Here is a 20,427-nt window from a genome sequence, read left to right on the forward strand (position 1 = left end):
CGGTGGTCGTCGTCGCCGGACTCCTCGCGGTGGCGCTGGGGCTCGTCGTGCTCGGCGGGCTCCTCGCCGCGAGCGACGCCGCGCTCTCGGTGGTCTCCCGTGCCGACCTCGAGGAGATCGCCAGGGGCAACAAACGCCGCCGCGCCATCGAGGCGATCGCGGACGACGTCGGGGCGCACGTCAACGCGCTGAACTTCTTCCGCGTCCTCGCCGAGACCGCGGCCGCGGTGCTCGTGACGATCGCCCTCGTGCGTGCCTTCGACAGCTGGTGGCTCGCGCTCGTGCTCTCCGCCGCGATCATGACCGCGGTGTCGTTCGTGCTGGTCGGGTCGAGCCCCCGCAGCGTCGGACGCGCCCACGCCGAGCGGCTGATCGGTGCGACCGGCGGCATCGTCCGTGGGGTCCGCATCGTGCTCGGCCCGCTGGCCGGGCTGCTCGTCCGGATCGGCGACCGGGTCACCCCCGGCCGCGGCCGGAGCGCCTCCACCGTGTCGAGCGAGGAGCAGCTGCTCTCGCTGGTCGACGAGGCCACCGAGAGCAACGTGCTCGAGGACGAGGACCGCGAACTCATCCACTCGGTGTTCGAGTTCAGCGACACCCTGGTGCGTGAGGTCATGGTGCCCCGCACGGACATGCTCACCGTCGACGGTGCCGAGACGCTCGCCGCGGCCATGGAGCAGTTCCTGGCCGCCGGGGTGTCCCGGATGCCGGTGACGGGCAAGGACAGCGACGACGTGCGGGGCGTGCTCTACCTTCGCGACGTCGCGCGGTCGCTGTACGAACGGCCGACGTCCCGCAGTGAGCGGGTCAGCCGGCTGCTGCGGCCCGCCGAGTTCGTGCCGGAGTCGAAGCACGCCGACGACACCCTGCGGCACATGCAGGTCGCCAAGAACCACCTGGTGCTGGTGGTCGACGAGTACGGCGGTGTCGCCGGGCTCGTGACCATGGAGGACCTCATCGAAGAGCTCGTCGGGGACATCTCCGACGAGTACGACCGCGCCGTCGTCGACCGGACCGAGGTCGAACCGGGCATCTGGCGGATCTCCGCCCGACTGCCGATCGACGAGCTCGGCGACCTGTTCGGCATCGAGCTCGACGACGACGACGTCGACACCGCCGGTGGCCTGCTCACCAAGGAGCTCGGACACCTGGCCGTCTCCGGCGACACCGTCACCGTGTCCGGGGTCGTCCTGACCGCCGACCGGGTCGAGGGCAAGCGCCGCCACCTCATCACCGTGCTCGCCGAGCGCACCCACGCCCTGGCCGACGTCGAGGACGCCTTCGACGACGCCGAACCCACCACGACGGGAACCACGCACGCATGACCGACACCGACACCACCCAGGCCGGCTCGGACAAGCCCTACCGCGCGGGCTTCGTCTCGTTCGTCGGCCGTCCGAACGTCGGCAAGTCGACGCTGACCAACGCCCTGGTGGGCGAGAAGGTCGCCATCACCTCGTCGAAGCCGCAGACCACCCGGCGCGCCATCCGCGGGATCGTGCACCGGCCCGACGGCCAGGTGATCATCGTCGACACCCCGGGCGTGCACCGTCCGCGCACCCTGCTCGGCGAACGGCTCAACGACCTCGTGCAGTCCACCCTCGGCGACGTCGACGTGATCGGGTTCTGCGTGCCGGCGAACGAGCCCGTCGGTCCCGGTGACCGGTTCATCAACGACACGCTCGACCAGTACCCGCGCGCCAAGAAGATCGCGATCGTCACGAAGATCGACAGCGCCTCGAAGGACCGTGTCGGTGAGCAGCTGCTGGCCGTCTCGAAGCTCCGCGACTGGGACGCCGTGGTGCCGACCTCGGGCACCCGGGGCATGCAGCTCGAAGACCTGCTGGGCGTCGTCACGAGCCTGCTGCCCGAGTCGCCGCAGCTGTACGACTCGAGCGCGGTGACCGAGGAGACCGACGAGGAGCGCATCGGCGAGCTCATCCGCGAGGCCGCGCTCGAGGGCGTCCGTGACGAGCTGCCGCACTCGCTCGCCGTCGTCATCGAGGACATCGTCGAGCCCGACGCCGACGAGGACGCCGACGGCCCCCTGCGCATCTTCGCGAACCTGTTCGTCGAGCGGGACAGCCAGAAGGCGATCGTCATCGGACACAAGGGCGAGCGCCTGAAGGACGTCGGTTCGCGGGCCCGGGTCGAGATCGAGTCGTTGCTCGGCGGCCGGCACGTCTACCTGAACATCCGCGTGAAGGTGGCCAAGGAGTGGCAGCGTGATCCGAAGCAGCTCGGACGCCTCGGCTTCTGACCGTCCGCCGCTCGCACCCCGGGTCATCCGGGCGAGGGACGCGGGGACGAGCGGCCCGCCGTACCGTGGACGGGTGTTCCGTCCCATGCTGCGCGCGCAGGTCATCACCGACCTGCTGATCGCCGTGCTGCTCGGCGGCCTCGTGCTGGTCGCCAGCGGGCGCGGGATCGACGGGCCGTTGTCCGTGGTCACCGTCGTCGGGATGACCGCCGCCCTGGCACTCCGGCGCCTGTCACCCGGGCTCGCCCTGGCCGTGGCGTGGGTGTTCGCGTTCTTCGAGATGGTCACCCTGCAGGTGCCGGACGTGTCGAACGCGTTCATCGCCGGCGTCATGTACACGACGAGCGCGTACGGCAGCCGCCGTGTACGGCTGGCCGGGCTCGTGTCGGCGATCGTCGGGTCCGTGGCCGCGGCGGCGTACATGGGCTTCGACGACTACCAGAACCGGCTCACCTACGAGACCGCCTCCACGCCACTGCAGGAGTCCCTGCAGGTCACGCTCTCGTTCTTCGCCGTCGTCCTGCTCCTCCTGCTCCTGCCGTGGCTCGCCGGACTCGTGGTCCGGACCCGTCGCTCGGCGAGCATGAGTCGCGAGGCCCAGCTGCTCGCCGAACGTGACGCCGCGCGGGCCGACCGGGCCGTCGCGGTCGAGCAGGAGCGCGTGCGGATCGCCCGCGACATGCACGACATCGTCGCGCACTCGCTCGCGGTGGTCATCGCGCAGTCCGACGGCGCCCGGTACGCCCTGAAGGCCGACCCCGCCGTCGCCGACCAGGCACTCAGCACCATCTCCGCCACGGCCCGGCGAGCCCTCGGCGACGTGCGCGAACTCCTCGGCGCGCTCCGGCACGAGCAGGGGACCGCGCCGACGCCCGAGATCGACGACATCGACCGGCTCGTCGACGAGATGCGACAGCTCGGGCTCGACGTACGGGTGGAACGCGAGGGCGACCCCACCGGGCTGCCCACCACCACGCAGCTCGCCGTCTACCGGATCGTGCAGGAGAGCCTGACGAACGCGTACAAGCACGGAGAACCCGGCAGCCCGGTGCGTGCCGCCCTGACCTACCGGCCGGACACGGTCGAGATCGCCGTCGTGAACCGTCGTGCCGACGACGGCGTCCGCGGCCCCGGCACGGGCCACGGCCTGGTCGGCATGCGCGAGCGCGCCGTGATGACCGGCGGCACCATGACCGCCGGGGCCCGAGGGGACGACTTCGCGGTCGCCGTCCGGATGCCGACCGTCCCGGCCAGCGGGCAGATGCCCCGGGGCCGGATCACCCCGACCGAGCAGGAGCGCACCGCCCGATGACCACGATCCCGACCGACGAGCACCGGATCCGTGTCGCCCTCGTCGACGACCAGGCGCTCTTCCGCACCGGCATCCGGATGCTCATCGACTCGCAGCCCGACCTGCGGTTCGTCGGCGAGGCTGGCGACGGTGCCGAGGGGGTCGAACTCGTCCGACGCACCCGTCCCGACGTCGTGCTGATGGACGTCCGGATGCCCGTGATGGACGGCATCACGGCGACCGGCCACATCGTCGAGCAGTCCGGCACCGACGGCGCGAAGGTGCTCGTGCTGACCACGTTCGACTTCGACGAGGCCGCAGCCAAGGCCATCCGCGCCGGTGCGAGCGGGTTCGTGCTCAAGGACGCCGACCCCGAGTTCCTGCTCGCGGCGGTCCGGACCGTGCACGCCGGCACCGCGGTGTTCGCCGCGTCGGCCACGCGGGAGCTCCTGCGACGCTACGACGACTCGGTCGGCCGCGCCGCCGCCGTCCCCGCGGCCTTCGCCGACCTCACCCCGCGTGAGCGCGAGATCTTCGACCTGGCCGCCCGTGGGTTCAGCAACAGCGAGATCGCGCAGCACGAGTACGTCAGCGAGGCGACCGTCAAGACGCACATCTCGCGGGTCCTGACGAAGCTCGAGCTCCGCGACCGGGTGCGACTCGTCGTCTTCGCCCACGAGCACGGACTCGTCACGAAGGCCGACTGACGCCGGGTCATCCGGGGGGATGACCCCTCCACAGGCAACCGAGCCGAGCGGACGATCCACAGGAGCCGAGCGGGCGACGCGGGGCGGGACCCCTGACCGCCATCGTGGATGCATGACCACGAGCCACGCCCCGATCATCCGCCTCGACCACGTGTCCAAGCACTACGGCGACGACGCCCGACGTGTGACCGCGCTCGACGACGTCAGCGTCGACATCGGCGCGGGGGAGTTCACCGCGGTGATGGGCCCGTCCGGGTCCGGCAAGTCGACGCTCATGCACGTCGCGGCCGGCCTCGACGCCGTGTCCACCGGTCGGATCCAGATCGACGGCGTCGACATCACGGCCCTGGGCGACAAGGACCTCACCGAGTTGCGTCGTCGTCGGCTGGGGTTCGTGTTCCAGTCGTTCAACCTCGTCCCGACGCTCGACGTCAGCGAGAACATCCGGCTGCCGTTCCTGCTCGGTGGGCACAAGCCCTCGCACGAGGAGACCGCCTGGATCGACCGGCTGGTCGAGATGCTCGGGCTCGGCAACCGGCTGACGCACCGTCCACACCAGCTCTCCGGCGGGCAGCAGCAGCGCGTCGCCATCGCACGGGCGCTCGCTTCGCGGCCGGCGGTGGTCGTCGCCGACGAGCCGACCGGCGCGCTCGACTCCCGCACGGGGCGCGACGTGCTCGCGATCCTCCGCGGTGCCGTCCAGGAGTGGGGGCAGAGCGTCGTCATGGTCACGCACGACCCGGTGGCGGCCTCGAACGCCGACCGCATCCTGTTCCTGGCCGACGGCCGGATCGTCGCCGACCGCCCGGCGATGGACGCCGGCGCGATCTCCACGACGATGCTCGGGATGGAGGCAGCAGCGTGAACGGCGTCCGCTCCTTCGCTCCCACCGTCCTGGTCGCCGCCCTCGGCACCACGTTCGGTTCCGCCCTCGTCATCGCACCCGGGATCGTGACCGAGGCGCTCCGAGCCGCCGGGGTCGCCGACCTCGGACCGATCAAGGCGATCCTGTCGGTGGTCGGGTGGCTGTTCCTCGGCATCGCGCTCTACGTCGGCGCGATCGTCACCGCGAACACCTGCGCCACCCTGATCGCCGGACAGACCCGGATCATCGCCCTCCAGCGGCTCGTCGGCGCGACCGGTGCGACCCTGCGGGCGCGGATCACCCGCACCGGCCTGGTGGTCGGCGTGCTCGGCGGGGTCATCGGCGCCGTCGTGGGGACTGCGCTCTCGGCCCTGTTCGTCATCGTCCTGCGGGGCAACGGGGTCCTGCCCGAGGCCGAGTACACGTACGTGCCGTGGGAGCTCGTCCTGCCGGTCGTGGCCGTCGTCCTCGCCACCTGGGGTGCCTTCGCTGCCGGGTCACGCCGCGTGCTCACCGTCACCCCGCTCGAAGCGCTGTCGTCGTCCGTCGAGCCGAGCCACGACGACGTCCGGTCCGGCACGGCCCGCAAGGTCTGGTCGATCGTGCTCATGGCCGGCGGCGCGGTGCTGATGCTGCTCGGGCTCGCGGTGAGCTCGCTGTCCCCGATCGCGGTCCTGCCGGCGGCGCTCGGCGGGTTCGTGTCCTTCGCGGGGGTCGCCGTGGGGGCGACGATCGTGATGCCGCCCGTGCTGCAGCTGATCGGCCGCATCGGCTCGAACGATCCCGTCGTCCTGCTCGCCGGACGGAACGCGATGCGGGCACCGGGGCGGTCCTCGCGGGCGACGATCGGGCTCGTCATCGGCGTCACCCTGCTCGTCACCTTCGCGGTCGCGCTCGGCATCATGCAGCACGTGCTCGAGACCGAGATGCGGGCCATGAGCGCGGGGAGCGCCACCCCCGAGATGATCGAGGCGCAGCGCGACCTCTTCGTGCAGATCAACGCCGTCGTCAGCGTGGTCGTCGGGTTCTCCGCCGTGATCGCCGCCGTCGGGGTCGTCAACGCCCTGGCGCTCGGGGTGCTCCAGCGTCGACGCGAACTCGGGCTGCTGCGGGTGCTCGGCCTCACCGGTGCGCAGGTCCGACGGATGATCGTGACCGAGGCCGCGCAGATGGTCGTCGCGGCCGTCGTCTCGGGGCTCGCACTCGGCACGCTCTACGGCTGGGTCGGCGGGCAGACGCTGCTCGGCTCGCTCGGGACGCCCGTGGCACCGGTGCTGCCGCCGCTGACCATCGGCATCGTGGTGATCGGCGCGCTGGTCCTGGCGGTCGTCGCCACCATCGCGCCGGTGCGGCGCGCGATGCGCGTCCCGCCGACCGAGGCGCTCGCGGTCGACTGACGCGTCGCCCTGGTCGCACCATGCGACGACACGGGAGGCCCGGTGCCAGCTGGCACCGGGCCTCCCGTCCGTCGTGTGGTCGCGCCGACGTGCCCTGCCCGGCCCCGCCACGCCGCTCACGTCCGCCGAGGTGTCACGAACCGTCGTCCAGACGCGGCCCGGACGACACAACGTGACCACTCGGCGACCGGCCCGCGGCATGTCCCGACCACTCGGCACCTCACACGGCACCCCACCCGGCACCCCTCCCGGCGCCCCGTTCGGAAGCAGCGGGCAGTCCCGCGTCACACGCTTGCGCCAGCCCGCTGCTCCGGTGCTACCGTGGGTCTCGATGTACTCGGCACTCCTCCTCCTTCGCTGCCGCGACGAGGCCTGACACTCCGGCCCACCTCGTCGCGGAGTCCGTCGTGGCCGCACCACAACAGCTCACGCACACGCGACGAAAGCGAAGAACGATGCAGAACACCCAGCAGCCCTCCGGGATGCCGATCCACAAGTACGTCCCGTTCCACGAGCAGATCACCGTCGACCTGCCGGACCGGACCTGGCCCACGAAGCGCATCGACAAGGCACCGCGCTGGTGTGCGGTCGACCTGCGTGACGGCAACCAGGCCCTCATCGACCCGATGGACGCCGAGCGCAAGCGGGCGATGTTCGACCTCCTCGTCCGGATGGGCTACAAGGAGATCGAGGTCGGGTTCCCGAGCGCCTCGCAGACCGACTTCGACTTCGTCCGGTCGCTGATCGACGAGGGCGCGATCCCCGACGACGTCACGATCCAGGTGCTGACCCAGGCGCGCGAGCACCTCATCCAGCGCACCTACGAGGCGATCGACGGCGCGAAGCAGGCCATCGTCCACCTGTACAACTCCACGAGCATCGTGCAGCGCGAGGTCGTCTTCCGCACCGACGTGCAGGGTGTCGTGGACATCGCGGTCGCCGGTGCGAAGCTCTGCAAGGCGGCCGAGGCGACGCTGCAGCACGACACGACGATCTACTACGAGTACTCGCCGGAGTCCTACACGGGCACCGAGCTCGAGGTCGCACTGGAGATCTGCAACGCCGTCCTCGAGGTCTTCGAGCCGACGCCCGAGCGCAAGGTCATCATCAACCTCCCCGCGACCGTCGAGATGGCCACGCCGAACGTCTACGCCGACTCGATCGAGTGGATGTCCCGCCGCCTCGCCCACCGCGAGGACGTCATCCTGTCGCTGCACCCGCACAACGACCGGGGCACCGCGGTGGCGGCCGCCGAGCTCGGCTACATGGCCGGCGCCGACCGCATCGAGGGCTGCCTGTTCGGCAACGGTGAGCGCACCGGCAACGTGGACCTGGTCGCCCTCGGGATGAACCTGTTCACGCAGGGCATCGACCCGGAGATCTCGTTCGCCGACATCGACCAGGTGAAGCGCACCGTCGAGTACTGCAACCAGCTGCCGGTGCCGGAGCGCCAGCCGTGGGCGGGTGACCTCGTGTACACGGCGTTCAGCGGCTCGCACCAGGACGCCATCAACAAGGGCTTCGAGGCGATGAAGGCGAAGGCCGCAGCCGCGGGCAAGGACATCGACGAGATCGAGTGGGCGGTGCCGTACCTGCCCGTCGACCCGAAGGACATCGGCCGGTCGTACGAGGCCGTCATCCGCGTCAACTCGCAGTCCGGCAAGGGCGGCGTCGCCTACCTACTCAAGACCGACCACGCCCTCGACCTGCCCCGCAAGCTGCAGATCGAGTTCTCCGGCGTCGTCCAGCGGCACACCGACACCGAGGGCGGCGAGTTCTCGTCGCAGCGCATCTGGGACGTGTTCCAGGACGAGTACCTGCCCGCGTCGATCGACGACGAGAAGTGGGGCCGGTACGAGCTCACCAAGACGGCGACGTCGAGCGACTTCGAGGGAACGACCTCGCTGTCCGTGGCACTCCGGGTCGACGAGGGTGCGGTCACGGCCGAGGCCGTCGGCACCGGTCCCATCGACGCGTTCCTCAAGGTGCTCGCCGAGCAGGGCGTCCAGGTCACGCTGTACGACTACTCGGAGCACACGATGAGCGCCTCCGGTGACGCGAAGGCGGCGTCCTACGTCGAGCTCGACGTCGACGGCGTGCGCCTGTGGGGCGTCGGCATCGACGCCGACATCTCGACGGCGTCGCTCAAGGCGATCGTGTCCGCGGTGAACCGCGCGGTGCGCGCGGGTGCCGCAGCGGGTGCCGACGCGCCGGAGCTCGTCTCCGCCTGAGACGCGACCAGGCCTGGAGGCGCGGTGCCGGGTCCGTCCCGCACTGCGCCTCCTGTCTGTGCCCGGTCGTTCCCCCGTCACGCGCGATGGCAGGTCGAATCGGGCGTACCTGGTCGTTCCTTCCGACCAGGTACGCCCGATTCCACTCGGTATATCCGGGCCTCCGCCCGCACCGCACGCGGCTGTCGGCGGGGCGGGGGATACTGGGGGCATGCCGCTGTACCGGGACGAGTGCGTCGTGTTGCGCACCCACAAGCTCGGTGAAGCCGACCGCATCGTCACGATGCTCTCGCGGCAGCACGGCAAGATCCGCGCCGTGGCCAAGGGCGTGCGGCGGACCGCGTCGAAGTTCGGCAGCCGCCTCGAGCCGTTCATGGTCGTCGACGCCCAGTTCTACGAGGGCCGGTCGCTCGACATCGTCACCCAGGCGGAGTCCCTCGGCGCGTACGGGGCCCAGATCGTCGCCGACTACGGCGCGTACACCGCGGCCAGCGCCATGGTGGAGACCGCCGACCGACTGAGCGAGGCCGACGCCGGGCTGCAGCAGTACCTGTTGCTCGTCGGGGCGCTCCGCTCGTTGTCGCGTGGTGAGCACCAGTCCAGCGCGACCCTCGACTCGTACCTGCTCCGCGCGATGAGCATCGCGGGGTGGGCGCCCTCGTTCAGCGACTGTGCGGTGACGGGGGAGCCCGGCCCGCACTCGGCGTTCGTGGTGCAGCTCGGTGGTGTCGTCGCCGACCGCGCGGCACCCCCGGGGACCCCGCGGCTCGACCCGGCGACGCTCGGGGTGCTCGGCTCCCTGCTCGCCGGTGACTGGGCGACGGTCGACGCCACCGACGAGCGGACGCGTTCGCGGGCCTCCGGCGTGGTCGCGGCCTACGCCCAGTGGCACCTGGAACGATCGCTCCGGTCCCTGCCGCACGTCGACCGCTCCGAACACCCGATGCCGGTGCCGCAGACCCACGGCGGACCCGAGGCGACAGCACGTGCGGTGGCCTCGACCCCGGCACCCGCCGTGCCCGAGCCCGACCCCGCTGTCGAAGGAGCCCCCACCGCATGAGCCCCCGCCGCCCCGACGACGTCGAACCGTTCCGCCCGATCGACTGGACCGGCGAGACGCCCCCGGCGATCCCGGCCCGGTTCGTGCCGGAGCACGTGGCCATCGTCATGGACGGCAACGGCCGGTGGGCGAACGGCCGCGGCCTCACCCGGATCGAGGGGCACAAGGCGGGCGAGGCCTCCCTGCTCGACGTCGTCGCCGGGGCGATCCAGATCGGCGTCGGGCACGTGTCGGCGTACGCGTTCTCGACGGAGAACTGGAAGCGCTCCCCGGAAGAGGTCCGGTTCCTGATGGGCTTCAACCGCGACGTCATCCGCCGTCGCCGTGACCAGCTGCACCAGTGGGGCGTCAGGGTGCGGTGGGCCGGTCGGCGTCCGCGGCTGTGGCGGAGCGTCATCGACGAGCTCGAGACCGCCGAGCGGATGACCGCGGGCAACGACGTCCTCACGCTGACGATGTGCGTGAACTACGGCGGCCGGAACGAGATCGTCGACGCCGTGCGGGGCATGGTCGAGGACGTCGCAGCCGGACGCCTGAAGCCGAGCCAGGTCACCGAGAAGGCCCTGGCGAAGCGGCTGTACGTGCCCGAGCTGCCCGACGTCGACCTGTTCCTCCGGAGCTCGGGGGAGCAGCGCACGAGCAACTTCCTGCTGTGGCAGTCCGCCTACGCCGAGATGGTGTTCCTCGACCGGCTCTGGCCGGACTTCCGTCGCACCGACCTGTGGGGTGCGATCGAGGAGTACGCCAGCCGCGACCGACGGTACGGCGGCGCGGTCGACGCCCCGACGGCGTAGCCCCAGCCCAAGCCCAAGCCCAAGCCCAAGCCCAAGCCCAAGCCCAAGCCCGAGCCCCCGAGCCCCGAGCCCGCCCCCTCAGCCCGGCAGCGGCCCCTCGAGCAGGTGGCCGGCCGAGCGCACCGCGTCGAGCGCCACACGGACGCTCGGTACACGATCGGCACCACGCGCGACGACGACCTCGACGCGCCGGGCCAGCTCGTCGTCCACAGGGTCGATCGCGACACCGGCGGGGATGACCGTCGTCGCGAGTGCCAGCCGGGGGAGCAGCGCCACCCCGAGCCCGGCGGCGACGAGCCCCACCACCGCGGCCGCGTTGTCCGTCTCCAGCACGATGTCCGGCGTGAACCCCGCGCTCGCGCACGATGCGAGCAGGTGCCCACGGCACCGCGGGCAGCCCCCGATCCACCGGGCGTCGCGGTGGGACGCGAGGTCCACGACGGTGGAGCCGGCGGGGCGGAGTCGCGCAGAGCCTCCTGGCTCGACCGGCGTCACCAGCGCGAGCGGGTCGCGACCGAGCGCCCGGGTGACGAGGCCGGGGTCCGGGGCGGTCCCGACCTCGTCGCCGACGTAGGTGAAGGTGAGGGCGACGTCGACCTCTCCGCCGCGCAGCAGGTCGAGTGCCTCGGGTGGCTCGACCTCGACGTACGAGGTCGTCACGCCGGGCGCCGTCGCCGCCATCCGGGCCAGCACCGCGGGCACGAGGGCGGAGGACGCGCTCGGGAACCCGGCCAGTCGCACCCGGCCACGGCTGAGTCCGCCGACGGCGTCGAGGTCCTCGCGCGCCGCGGTCAGCGCGGCCTGGACGTGCAGGGCGTGGTCGGCGAGCACCTGCCCCGCGTGCGTGAGGGTCGCGCCCCGCCCGCCGCGCAGGACGAGCGCGTGCCCGAGACGCTGCTCGGCCCGGGCCAACAGCTGGCTGACGGCCGGCTGGCTCGACCCGAGTGCGGCGGCAGCGCGGGTGATCGACCCGCCGTCGGCCACGGCACGCAGGACCAGGAGCAACTGGGGATCGATCTCGTCCATCATCCGATGTTATCGGTGGCACAACGGATCGGCCCTGGTGTGATGGGTCGGGAACCGGGACGCTGTCCGCATGGACTCCTTCCCCGCCGGCCGCGGCTACCTGGCGGCGTGCACCGCGGGCCTGCCGACCCGCGGCACCCTCGCCGCCCAGCGCGCCGACCTCGACGCGTGGTCCCGGGCCGAGACGTCGCCCGCCCGGTACGGCGCGCTGGTCGAGCAGGGACGTGCGCTCTTCGCCGCGCTGGTCGGCGTCACGGCGGAGCGCGTCGCGACGGGCTCGCAGACGTCGGTGATGGCCGCGGTCGTCGCCGACGCGCTGCCGGCCGGCGCCGAGGTGGTCGTCCCCGACGGCGACTTCAGCTCGGTCGTCTTCCCGTTCCTCGCCCAGGCACACCGCGGCGTCCGGGTCCGGAGCGTCCCGCTGGACCGGCTCGCCGCCTCGGTCGGGCCCGAGACCGCCCTCGTCGCGTGGTCCGCGGTGCAGTCCGCCACCGGCGTGGTCACCGATCCCGACCCGGTCGTGGCCGCCGCTCGACGTGTCGGCGCCCTGACCCTCTGCGACCTCACGCAGGCCGCCGGCGTCCTGCCCGTCGACGCCGCCCCGTTCGACGTGACGCTCACGCACACCTACAAGTGGCTCTGCGCGCCGCGCGGCGTCGCCTTCATGACGCTCTCCGACACCGCCCTCGGCCGACTCCGCCCGGTGCAGGCCGGTTGGTATGCCGGAGCGGACGTCTGGTCCTCCTGCTACGGCCCCGCCATGCACCTGGCCGACGACGCGCGTCGCTTCGACGTGTCGCCGGCCTGGCAGGCGTGGCCCGGTGCCGTGGCCGCGCTCGAGCACGCGGTCGCGCTCGACCAGCAGGCGGTCTGGAGGCACGCCACCGGTCTCGCGGATCGGCTGTGCGACGCCCTCGGGTCGCCTCGGCAGGGCGACGGGCAGGCGATCGTGACGTTCGCGGACGCCGACGGGTCGGCCCTCCGGGCCCTCACCGCCGCGGGGCTCACCGCCTCGGGGCGCGCCGGGCGACTGCGCATCGCGTTCCACCTGTGGAACGACGAGTCCGACGTGACCGACGTCGTGGCCGCGCTGGGCGGGGTGGGGCCGACCACGTCGGCGAGGTGAGCGCGGAGGGCGGACCCGGGGCGGGCCTCCCGGGCCAGGATCGCCGGTAGTCTTGCCCGGACCGTTTCCGCACCGAGCACCCAGCTCGGCGACCTCTGGAGCACCCTTTGGCACAGCCCTCCCGTCTCGACAGCGTCATCGCCCTGGCCAAGCGCCGCGGCTTCGTCTTCCAGTCGGGTGAGATCTACGGAGGCTCCCGCTCCGCATGGGACTACGGGCCCCTCGGTGTGGAGCTCAAGGAGAACATCAAGCGCCAGTGGTGGCAGCGGTTCGTCCGCGGCCGCGGGGACATGGTCGGCCTCGACTCCGCGGTGATCCTGCCCCGCAAGGTGTGGGAGGCCTCCGGGCACGTCGCGACCTTCACCGACCCACTGGTGGAGTGCCTGCACTGCCACCACCGGTTCCGCGAGGACCACCTGATCGAGGCGTTCGTCGCCAAGAAGGGCCGCGACCCCGAGGGCCGCATGGCCGAGATCGCCTGCCCGAACTGCGGCACCCGCGGCGAGTGGACCGAGCCACGCGAGTTCTCCGGGATGCTCAAGACCTACCTCGGCCCGGTCGAGTCCGAAGAGGGCCTGAACTTCCTGCGCCCCGAGACGGCCCAGGGCATCTTCGTCGACTTCGCGCAGGTCGTCACGACCAGCCGCATGAAGCCCCCGTTCGGCATCGGCCAGGTCGGGAAGGCGTTCCGCAACGAGATCACGCCCGGCAACTTCATCTTCCGCACGCGCGAGTTCGAGCAGATGGAGATCGAGTACTTCGTGCCGCCGGCCTCGGCCCAGGAGCACTACGAGCAGTGGATCGCCGACTCGGTCGCGTTCTACACCGATCTCGGCATCGACCCCGAGAACCTGCGTCGCTTCGACGTGCCGGACGGCGAGCGGGCGCACTACTCCGACGCCACCGCCGACATCGAGTACCGCTTCGGCTTCACCGGCTCGGAGTGGGGCGAGCTGATGGGCGTCGCGAACCGCACCGACTTCGACCTGAACAACCACATCGAGGCGTCCGGCCAGGACCTCCGGTTCTTCGACCAGGCCGCCAACGAGAAGTACGTGCCGTACGTCATCGAGCCGTCGTTCGGGCTGACCCGTGCACTCATGGCGTTCCTGCTCGACTCGTACCACGAGGACGAGGCCCCCAACGCGAAGGGCGGCGTCGACAAGCGCACGGTCCTTCGCCTCGACCCGCGCCTGGCCCCGGTGAAGGCCGCCGTCCTGCCGCTGTCGCGCAACGAGCAGCTCTCGCCCGTCGCCCGCGGCCTGGCCGACGACCTGCGCAAGAACTGGAACGTGGACTTCGATGACGCCGGTGCCATCGGCCGTCGGTACCGTCGCCACGACGAGATCGGCACGCCGTTCTGCATCACGGTCGACTTCGACACGCTCGAGGACAAGGCCGTCACGGTGCGCGAGCGCGACACCATGGGCCAGGAGCGCGTCTCGCTCGACCAGCTGCAGGGGTACCTGGCGCAGCGGTTGCTCGGCGCGTAGGGGTTCCGCGGCTGTCGCGGCGCGTCGGAACCAGGTTCCGGACACAGCACCACGAAGATCCACGGTGCGGTGTCCGGAACCAGGTTCTGCGGGAATGCGCGCCGCACGAGCGCGTTGGGGTCAGCATGAACGACTCCGTGAAGGTCGATGTCTGGTCGGACATCGCCTGCCCCTGGTGCTACATCGGCAAGCGCAAGTTCGAGGCCGGCGTCGCCGCGTTCGGCGCCTCGAGCGAGGGCCGTCCCGTCGAGGTCGAGTACCACTCCTTCGAGCTGAGCCCGGACACCCCCGTCGACTTCGAGGGGACCGAGGCCGAGTTCCTCTCGGGCCACAAGGGCATGCCCGTCGACCAGGCGCAGCAGATGCTCGACCAGGTCACGTCCATCGCCGCTGGCGTCGGCCTCGAGTACGACTTCGAGGCGATGCACCACACCAACACCGTGAAGGCCCACCAGGTCATCCACCTCGCCAAGCAGCACGGCAAGCAGCTCGAGATGGTCGAGCGCCTGTTCACCGCCTACTTCGAGCGCGGCGAGCACGTCGGACAGGAGTCCTCGCTCGCCGACCTGGCGGCGGAGATCGGTCTCGACCGCGACGAGGTCCTCAGCACCCTGCGCGACGACGCCCAGCTCGCTGCAGTCCGCGCCGACCAGGCACAGGCGCAGGCGTACGGGATCAACGGCGTGCCGTTCTTCGTCATCGACGGCAAGTACGGCGTCTCCGGCGCCCAGGACCCCACGGCGTTCGAGCAGGTGCTCCGCCAGGTGGTCGCGCTCCGCGAGACCACGCCGGAGGAGGTCGCCTCGGCGGCTGAGCGCGCCGCGGACGACGCGAGCGCGGACGTGGCGGTGACCCGATGACGGACATGACCATCAGCGACCAGGGCGCGGTGCGCCTCCAGGCCGTGACGTCGGTCCCGTCCGTGCCGGACGCGCTCACGGGGCTGCCGGGCGTCCGCGGCCTCTCCGCCGCTTCCGGCGTTCCCGGGCTGGAGGCCCGTCCCGCGTTGCTGACGCTCGTCACGCCCGGCGGCGCGCCGGTCTGCGAGGGCGACGCCTGCCTGATCGACGCCGGCTCGTTCGCCGGGGCCGAGGGCGACTGGTCCGAGGTGCCGGACTGACGGCTGCGTCAGTCGCGCTGCGGTTCCTCGTCGGTGATGTCGGCGACGGTCGCGCCGTAGGCGGCGACGAGCGCGTCGGCGTCGACGAAGGCGCTCGCCCCGTGCCGGCCCGCACCCAGGGCGACGCGGCGGCCGACGATGCGCTCGTCGGCGTACACCGGCAGGTCGCCCGTGGCGCCGATCGGCGTGATGGTGCCGCGCTCGTAGCCGGACGCCCCGAGCGCGGTGGCGGCGTCGGGCATCGAGAGCTTGTTCACGCCGACGACCGTGCGCAGTTTCTTCCAGGCGATGCTGCGGCCGCCGGGCACCAGGGCGAGCAGGAACCCGCCGTCGTGGCGCTTCACCACCAGGGTCTTGACGATGTCGCCGGGCTCGATGCCGAGCAGTCCGGCGGCCTCGTGCAGGGAGTCCGCGGCCGGGCGCTCGACCACCTCGACCGGCAGGCCACGGGCCTGGGCGTCGGCGTCGAACCGGGTGCTGGCGTCGGTCGTCATGTGGAGAACGCTACCGGCGCGCACCGACGTGGGAGAATGGGAGACGTATGACGATCACTGACGCACCCGGGACGGCGACCCGTCCGGCGAAGCCCCTGCGCATCGGCCCCATCGAGGTCGACGTGCCGGTCGTGCTCGCGCCGATGGCGGGCATCACGAACATGGCCTACCGCCGGCTCTGCCGCGAGTACGGCGCCGGGCTCTACGTGTGCGAGATGATCACCTCGCGTGCGCTGGTCGAACGGACCCCCGTCTCGATGCAGCTCATCCAGCACCACGAGTCCGAGACCCCGCGATCGATCCAGCTGTACGGCGTCGAGCCGAACACCGTGGCCGAGGCGGCGTCGATCCTGGTGGGCGAGGACCGTGCCGACCACATCGACCTGAACTTCGGGTGCCCGGTGCCCAAGGTCACCCGCAAGGGCGGCGGCGCAGCCCTGCCCTGGAAGCTCGACCTGTACCGCGAACTCGTCACCAAGACCGTGCGCGCCGCGGGCGACGTCCCCGTCACGGTGAAGATGCGCAAGGGCATCGACGAGGACCACCTGACCTACCTCGACGCCGCCCGCATCGCGCGCGACGCCGGTGTCGCCGCGGTCTCGCTGCACGCCCGCACCGCGAACGAGCACTACTCCGGGCACGCCGACTGGTCCGCGATCGCCACCCTGAAGGAGACCGTCACCGACATCCCGATCCTCGGCAACGGCGACATCTGGTCGGCCGCCGACGCGCTCCGGATGATCGACGAGACCGGCGCCGACGGCGTGGTCGTCGGGCGTGGCTGCCTCGGCCGCCCGTGGCTGTTCGGCGACCTCGCCGCGGCGTTCCGCGGCGAGGGGCTGCGGTACATGCCGTCCCTGGGCGAGGTCGCCGACGGGTTCCGCCGGCACGCCGAGCTGCTCGTCGAGTTCTTCGGCGACGAAGAGCACGCCTGCCGCGACATCCGCAAGCACGTGGCCTGGTACTTCAAGGGGTACCCGATCGGCAGCGACGTCCGGGCCGGCCTGGCGATGGCGTCGAGCCTGCAGGAGATCGACGACTTCCTCGGCCAGCTCGACCACGACGCGCCGTACCCGGGCGCCGACGCCGAGGGGCCGCGCGGTCGTGCCGGGCACCCGAAGCGCACCGCCCTGCCCGACCGCTGGCTCGAGAGCCGCGACGTCGACTCCGAGTTCCGCAAGGTCCTGGCCGCCGCCGAGCTGCACCACAGCGGCGGATGAGCGCCACCGCCTCGTACGGCCCGGCGGACGCGGAGCGCTGGCTCCCCGAAGAGCACGGCAACCGCCGGTCGGACTTCGCCCGTGACCGCGCCCGACTGCTGCACTCCAGTGCGCTCCGGCGTCTGGCCGCGAAGACCCAGGTGCTCAGCCCGACGGCGGGGCTCGACTTCGCCCGCAACCGGCTGACCCACTCGCTCGAGGTCGCGCAGGTCGGCCGCGAGCTCGCCGACTCGCTCGGGCTCGACCCCGACGTGGTCGACACGGCGTGCCTGGCGCACGACATCGGCCACCCGCCGTTCGGGCACAACGGCGAGACCGCGGTGAACGCCTGGGCGACCGGCATCGGTGGCTTCGAGGGCAACGCGCAGACGCTCCGGCTGTTGACGCGGCTCGAGCCGAAGGTCTACGGCGTCCGGCCCGGCGCCGACGTCGACCGTCCGTTCGGGCTCAACCTGACCCGTGCGTCGTTGGACGCCAGCTGCAAGTACCCGTGGCCCGCTGCGCAGGGGGTGTCGGAGTCGTCGTCCGGGCGCACCAAGTTCGGCTTCTACGACGACGACCACGACGCCTTCGAGTGGCTCCGTGCCGGAGCGCCGCGTCGCCAGCGGTGCATCGAGGCGCAGGTGATGGACCTCGCCGACGACATCGCGTACTCGGTGCACGACTTCGAGGACGCCGTCGTCGCCGGGTTCATCGACGTCGCGGCCCTGGGCGACCGCGTCGGTGAGAACGACATCGTGACCGCCATGCACGCCTGGGTCGGCGACGACCTGAGCCGCGACGAGCTGCTCGAGGCGTTCGACCGCCTGCGCGCGCTGCCGCTCTGGATGACCGCGTACGACGGCTCCCGCCGGGACGCCGCACGCCTGAAGAACCTGACGTCGCAGCTGATCGGACGCTTCGCGCGCACCGCCACGACGGCCACCCGCGAGTCCTACGCCTCGGGATCGCTCGTGCGGTTCGCCGCGTCGGTCGTCACCCCGCCCGAGATCATCGGCGAGATCGCGGTGCTCAAGGGCATCGTCGCGGCCTTCGTGATGACCCAGGGCGACCGTCAGCCCGTGTACGAGGACCAGCGCCGCGTGCTCACCGAACTGCTCGACGCGCTGGCGGCGACCGGTGCGTCCGACCTCGAGCCGGGCTTCGCCGCCGACTGGCACGCCGCGGGCGACGACGCCGGCCGACTGCGCGCCGTCGTCGACCAGGTCGCGAGCCTGACCGACCAGGGCGCGCTCGCGTGGCACCGACGTCTGGTGGTGGGTGACCGTGACCCGGTCCACATCGCCGTCTGACCGGTCCGCCGACGTCGGTCCCACGAACTAGGATCGAGGGGTGGCTGGCAGGATCGCGCGGAACGACATCGACGAGGTCCGCTCGCGTGTCAACATCGCCGACGTCGTGGGCGACTACGTCACGCTGAAGCACGCGGGCGTCGGGTCGATGAAGGGCCTCTGCCCCTTCCACGACGAACGCTCCCCGTCGTTCCACGTCCGGCCCCAGGTCGGCCGCTACCACTGCTTCGGATGCGGCGAGGACGGCGACGTCTTCAGCTTCATCATGGCGCAGGACCACACCACCTTCGCCGAGGCCGTCGAGCGCATGGCCGCGAAGATCGGCTTCACCCTGCACTACGAAGAGGGCGACGGGCCGCGCACCGACTACAACACCCGGGCCCGGCTGATCGCCGCGAACGAAGCCGCGCTCGAGTACTTCACGGGGCAGCTCACCACGGCCGCCGCCGACCCCGCCCGCCGGTTCCTGGGGGAGCGCGGGTTCGACCCCTCGGCCGCGCAGCACTTCGGCGTCGGCTTCGCGCCGAAGTCCTACGACATGCTCAAGGACCACCTGCGCGGTCGCGGCTTCACGATGGAAGAGCTCGTGTCCGCCGGCCTCGTCAGCCAGGGTGACCGCTCGCCGTACGACCGGTTCCGCGGGCGGCTGATGTGGCCGATCCGCGACGTCACCGGGGCCACCATCGGCTTCGGGGCGCGCCGCCTGCTCGAGGACGACAAGGGCCCCAAGTACCTCAACACGCCCGAGACCCCGATCTACCACAAGAGCCAGGTGCTCTACGGGCTCGACCTGGCCCGCCGCGACATCTCGAAGCAGAAGCAGGTCGTCATCGTCGAGGGCTACACCGACGTGATGGCGTGTCACGTCGCGGGCGTCACGACCGCGGTCGCCACCTGCGGCACGTCGTTCGGTGTCGACCACATCAAGGTGCTGCGCCCGATGCTCGGTGACCTGGCCGGAGCCGACCCGAACGCCAACGGCGAGGTCGTGTTCACGTTCGACCCCGACGAGGCCGGGCAGCGTGCCGCCTCGCGGGCCTTCGCGGAGGAACAGCGCTTCGCGGCGCAGACCTACGTCGCCGTGGCACCCGGCGGGCTCGACCCGTGCGACCTCCGGCTCGCCCGCGGCGACGACGCCATCCGCCGCCTGGTCACGAACAAGCGCCCGATGTTCGAGTTCATGATCCGTCGCACGCTCGACGGCCACGACCTCGAGACCGTCGAGGGGCGCGTCGGTGCCCTGCGTGCGGCCGCGCCCGTGCTCGCCGGCATCCGCGACCGCTCGCTGACGCAGGGCTACGTGCGCGAACTCGCCGGCTGGCTCGGCATGGAGATCCCCGAGGTCCGTCGGTCGGTCGAGACCGCCCGACGCCGTGCGGGCTCCGCCGGGCAGGACGACCGGTCCGCAGGCGCCGGGCGCGACGGCCGCAACGGGAACGGCACCGACGGGGCCGATTCCCCCGACGAGCCCGTCGCCGGGATCCGCTCGCTGCCGAACGACCCGATCAGCCGCATGGAGCGCGACGCCGTGATGGCGATGGTGCAGCAGCCCACGTCCGTCGGGGCGCCGATGCTCGGGCTCGCCGCGTCGGCCACGTTCTCGACGCCGATGCTCGCCGCGGTGCGGGACGCCGTGGTCGCCAACGTCGACGTCATCGGCGCGGGGGACTGGCTCGACCGGCTGCTCGCCGACGTGCCGGCGCCGCTCCGCACCCTGACGCACGAACTCGCCCTCGCGCCGATCCCTGCCCGGAACGCGGAGGACCTGGCGGCCTACTGCCGGAGCATCGTCGTGGCCCTGGTCGAGCGTGACCTGCTCGCCCGCAAGGCCTCGTTGCTCGGGCAGCTGCAGCGCGCCGACCCGCACGAGCAGGCCGAGCGTCGCGCCGAGATCCAGCGGCAGCTCGTCGACATCGACGGGCAGCGGATGCGGTTGCGCGCCGACGCCGAGGCGTCCTAGCGCTCTTCGCGCTCTTCTCGCGGCAGTTGGCGGGTGCGCGGGATCGCCCCGGTCGCACGACGCGCCGCGTGCGCTTCGCCGAGGTCGCACG

Annotated in this window: 18 protein-coding genes; 16 read left to right on the forward strand and 2 right to left on the reverse strand. The window is 71.9% G+C overall.

Annotation, left to right across the window (positions count from 1 at the left end):
• The first annotated feature begins 2 nt into the window (after nucleotides 1–2).
• The 9 genes from QRN49_RS02115 (at nucleotide 3) to QRN49_RS02155 (ending at nucleotide 10,605) form a co-directional block, all read left to right on the forward strand.
• The gene (locus tag QRN49_RS02115; protein WP_111023144.1) at nucleotides 3–1,325 is read left to right on the forward strand and encodes a hemolysin family protein; all 1,323 of its coding nucleotides are present in this window, start codon (nucleotides 3–5) and stop codon (nucleotides 1,323–1,325) included.
• Nucleotides 1,322–2,260, forward strand: a complete 939-nt coding sequence (era, locus tag QRN49_RS02120) for a GTPase Era (RefSeq protein ID WP_111023145.1) — start codon at nucleotides 1,322–1,324, stop codon at nucleotides 2,258–2,260. The genes QRN49_RS02115 and era overlap by 4 nt, the downstream gene beginning before the upstream one ends.
• Nucleotides 2,261–2,333: 73 nt before the next feature.
• Nucleotides 2,334–3,572 (forward strand): sensor histidine kinase, encoded by a 1,239-nt coding sequence (locus QRN49_RS02125; RefSeq protein ID WP_284753785.1) that lies wholly within the window; start codon nucleotides 2,334–2,336, stop codon nucleotides 3,570–3,572.
• Nucleotides 3,569–4,258 (forward strand): response regulator, encoded by a 690-nt coding sequence (locus QRN49_RS02130; RefSeq protein WP_111023147.1) that lies wholly within the window; start codon nucleotides 3,569–3,571, stop codon nucleotides 4,256–4,258. The genes QRN49_RS02125 and QRN49_RS02130 overlap by 4 nt, the downstream gene beginning before the upstream one ends.
• A gap of 112 nt (nucleotides 4,259–4,370) precedes the next feature.
• Nucleotides 4,371–5,123: an ABC transporter ATP-binding protein gene (locus QRN49_RS02135; protein ID WP_284753788.1), complete on the forward strand. Its 753-nt coding sequence runs from the start codon at nucleotides 4,371–4,373 to the stop codon at nucleotides 5,121–5,123.
• The gene (locus QRN49_RS02140) at nucleotides 5,120–6,520 is read left to right on the forward strand and encodes an ABC transporter permease (RefSeq protein WP_284753790.1); all 1,401 of its coding nucleotides are present in this window, start codon (nucleotides 5,120–5,122) and stop codon (nucleotides 6,518–6,520) included. Before QRN49_RS02135 ends, QRN49_RS02140 begins: the two co-directional genes overlap by 4 nt.
• Nucleotides 6,521–6,975: 455 nt before the next feature.
• Nucleotides 6,976–8,751, forward strand: coding sequence for a 2-isopropylmalate synthase (gene leuA, locus QRN49_RS02145; protein ID WP_284753792.1), 1,776 nt, complete (start codon nucleotides 6,976–6,978; stop codon nucleotides 8,749–8,751).
• A gap of 211 nt (nucleotides 8,752–8,962) precedes the next feature.
• Nucleotides 8,963–9,811 carry a DNA repair protein RecO gene (gene recO / locus QRN49_RS02150; protein WP_128779714.1) on the forward strand — a complete coding sequence of 283 codons (849 nt, stop codon included), beginning with the start codon at nucleotides 8,963–8,965 and terminating at the stop codon, nucleotides 9,809–9,811.
• Nucleotides 9,808–10,605: an isoprenyl transferase gene (locus QRN49_RS02155; RefSeq protein WP_284753795.1), complete on the forward strand. Its 798-nt coding sequence runs from the start codon at nucleotides 9,808–9,810 to the stop codon at nucleotides 10,603–10,605. The genes recO and QRN49_RS02155 overlap by 4 nt, the downstream gene beginning before the upstream one ends.
• A gap of 78 nt (nucleotides 10,606–10,683) precedes the next feature.
• On the opposite strand, the gene QRN49_RS02160 is transcribed toward QRN49_RS02155, so the two are convergent.
• On the reverse strand, nucleotides 10,684–11,631 hold the full coding sequence (locus tag QRN49_RS02160; protein WP_284753797.1) for a LysR family transcriptional regulator: 948 nt from the start codon (nucleotides 11,629–11,631) through the stop codon (nucleotides 10,684–10,686).
• 70 nt (nucleotides 11,632–11,701) lie between these two features.
• Here QRN49_RS02160 and QRN49_RS02165 point away from each other — a divergent pair, with 70 nt between their 5' ends.
• The 4 genes from QRN49_RS02165 (at nucleotide 11,702) to QRN49_RS02180 (ending at nucleotide 15,370) form a co-directional block, all read left to right on the forward strand.
• The gene (locus tag QRN49_RS02165) at nucleotides 11,702–12,757 is read left to right on the forward strand and encodes an aminotransferase class V-fold PLP-dependent enzyme (RefSeq protein ID WP_284753799.1); all 1,056 of its coding nucleotides are present in this window, start codon (nucleotides 11,702–11,704) and stop codon (nucleotides 12,755–12,757) included.
• 107 nt (nucleotides 12,758–12,864) lie between these two features.
• Nucleotides 12,865–14,250 (forward strand): glycine--tRNA ligase, encoded by a 1,386-nt coding sequence (locus tag QRN49_RS02170; RefSeq protein WP_110864656.1) that lies wholly within the window; start codon nucleotides 12,865–12,867, stop codon nucleotides 14,248–14,250.
• 125 nt (nucleotides 14,251–14,375) lie between these two features.
• Entirely contained in the window at nucleotides 14,376–15,110 is a 735-nt protein-coding gene (locus tag QRN49_RS02175) for a DsbA family oxidoreductase (protein ID WP_284753802.1), read from the forward strand.
• A 5-nt stretch (nucleotides 15,111–15,115) separates the two neighbouring features.
• Nucleotides 15,116–15,370, forward strand: coding sequence for a hypothetical protein (locus tag QRN49_RS02180; RefSeq protein ID WP_209050078.1), 255 nt, complete (start codon nucleotides 15,116–15,118; stop codon nucleotides 15,368–15,370).
• An 8-nt stretch (nucleotides 15,371–15,378) separates the two neighbouring features.
• On the opposite strand, the gene QRN49_RS02185 is transcribed toward QRN49_RS02180, so the two are convergent.
• A complete protein-coding gene (locus tag QRN49_RS02185) occupies nucleotides 15,379–15,864 on the reverse strand; it encodes an aminoacyl-tRNA deacylase (protein ID WP_128779719.1) in 486 nt (161 codons plus the stop codon).
• A 47-nt stretch (nucleotides 15,865–15,911) separates the two neighbouring features.
• On the opposite strand from QRN49_RS02185, the gene dusB reads away from it, so the two are divergent.
• Genes dusB through dnaG form a run of 3 tightly spaced genes read left to right on the forward strand, consistent with a single transcriptional unit; the run spans nucleotide 15,912 to nucleotide 20,336 of the window.
• Nucleotides 15,912–17,084: a tRNA dihydrouridine synthase DusB gene (gene dusB / locus QRN49_RS02190; protein ID WP_284753806.1), complete on the forward strand. Its 1,173-nt coding sequence runs from the start codon at nucleotides 15,912–15,914 to the stop codon at nucleotides 17,082–17,084.
• A complete protein-coding gene (locus QRN49_RS02195; protein ID WP_128779721.1) occupies nucleotides 17,081–18,376 on the forward strand; it encodes a deoxyguanosinetriphosphate triphosphohydrolase in 1,296 nt (431 codons plus the stop codon). The genes dusB and QRN49_RS02195 overlap by 4 nt, the downstream gene beginning before the upstream one ends.
• Nucleotides 18,377–18,416: 40 nt before the next feature.
• Nucleotides 18,417–20,336, forward strand: coding sequence for a DNA primase (gene dnaG, locus QRN49_RS02200; protein WP_284753807.1), 1,920 nt, complete (start codon nucleotides 18,417–18,419; stop codon nucleotides 20,334–20,336).
• The last annotated feature ends 91 nt before the right edge of the window (nucleotides 20,337–20,427 follow it).

Source organism: Curtobacterium sp. ME-Dv--P-122a, from assembly GCF_030209645.1.
GTDB classification, from domain to species: domain Bacteria; phylum Actinomycetota; class Actinomycetes; order Actinomycetales; family Microbacteriaceae; genus Curtobacterium; species Curtobacterium flaccumfaciens.

Bases quoted from the DNA above. Each gene is read 5' to 3' on its own strand.
- era (WP_111023145.1), top strand. From the start codon at position 1,322: ATGACCGACACCGACACCACCCAGGCCGGCTCGGACAAGCCCTACCGC.
- QRN49_RS02130 (WP_111023147.1), top strand. From the start codon at position 3,569: ATGACCACGATCCCGACCGACGAGCACCGGATCCGTGTCGCCCTCGTC.
- QRN49_RS02135 (WP_284753788.1), top strand. From the start codon at position 4,371: ATGACCACGAGCCACGCCCCGATCATCCGCCTCGACCACGTGTCCAAG.
- leuA (WP_284753792.1), top strand. From the start codon at position 6,976: ATGCAGAACACCCAGCAGCCCTCCGGGATGCCGATCCACAAGTACGTC.
- recO (WP_128779714.1), top strand. From the start codon at position 8,963: ATGCCGCTGTACCGGGACGAGTGCGTCGTGTTGCGCACCCACAAGCTC.
- QRN49_RS02155 (WP_284753795.1), top strand. From the start codon at position 9,808: ATGAGCCCCCGCCGCCCCGACGACGTCGAACCGTTCCGCCCGATCGAC.
- QRN49_RS02160 (WP_284753797.1), bottom strand. From the start codon at position 11,631: ATGGACGAGATCGATCCCCAGTTGCTCCTGGTCCTGCGTGCCGTGGCC.
- QRN49_RS02165 (WP_284753799.1), top strand. From the start codon at position 11,702: ATGGACTCCTTCCCCGCCGGCCGCGGCTACCTGGCGGCGTGCACCGCG.
- QRN49_RS02175 (WP_284753802.1), top strand. From the start codon at position 14,376: ATGAACGACTCCGTGAAGGTCGATGTCTGGTCGGACATCGCCTGCCCC.
- QRN49_RS02180 (WP_209050078.1), top strand. From the start codon at position 15,116: ATGACCATCAGCGACCAGGGCGCGGTGCGCCTCCAGGCCGTGACGTCG.
- QRN49_RS02185 (WP_128779719.1), bottom strand. From the start codon at position 15,864: ATGACGACCGACGCCAGCACCCGGTTCGACGCCGACGCCCAGGCCCGT.
- dusB (WP_284753806.1), top strand. From the start codon at position 15,912: ATGACGATCACTGACGCACCCGGGACGGCGACCCGTCCGGCGAAGCCC.
- QRN49_RS02195 (WP_128779721.1), top strand. From the start codon at position 17,081: ATGAGCGCCACCGCCTCGTACGGCCCGGCGGACGCGGAGCGCTGGCTC.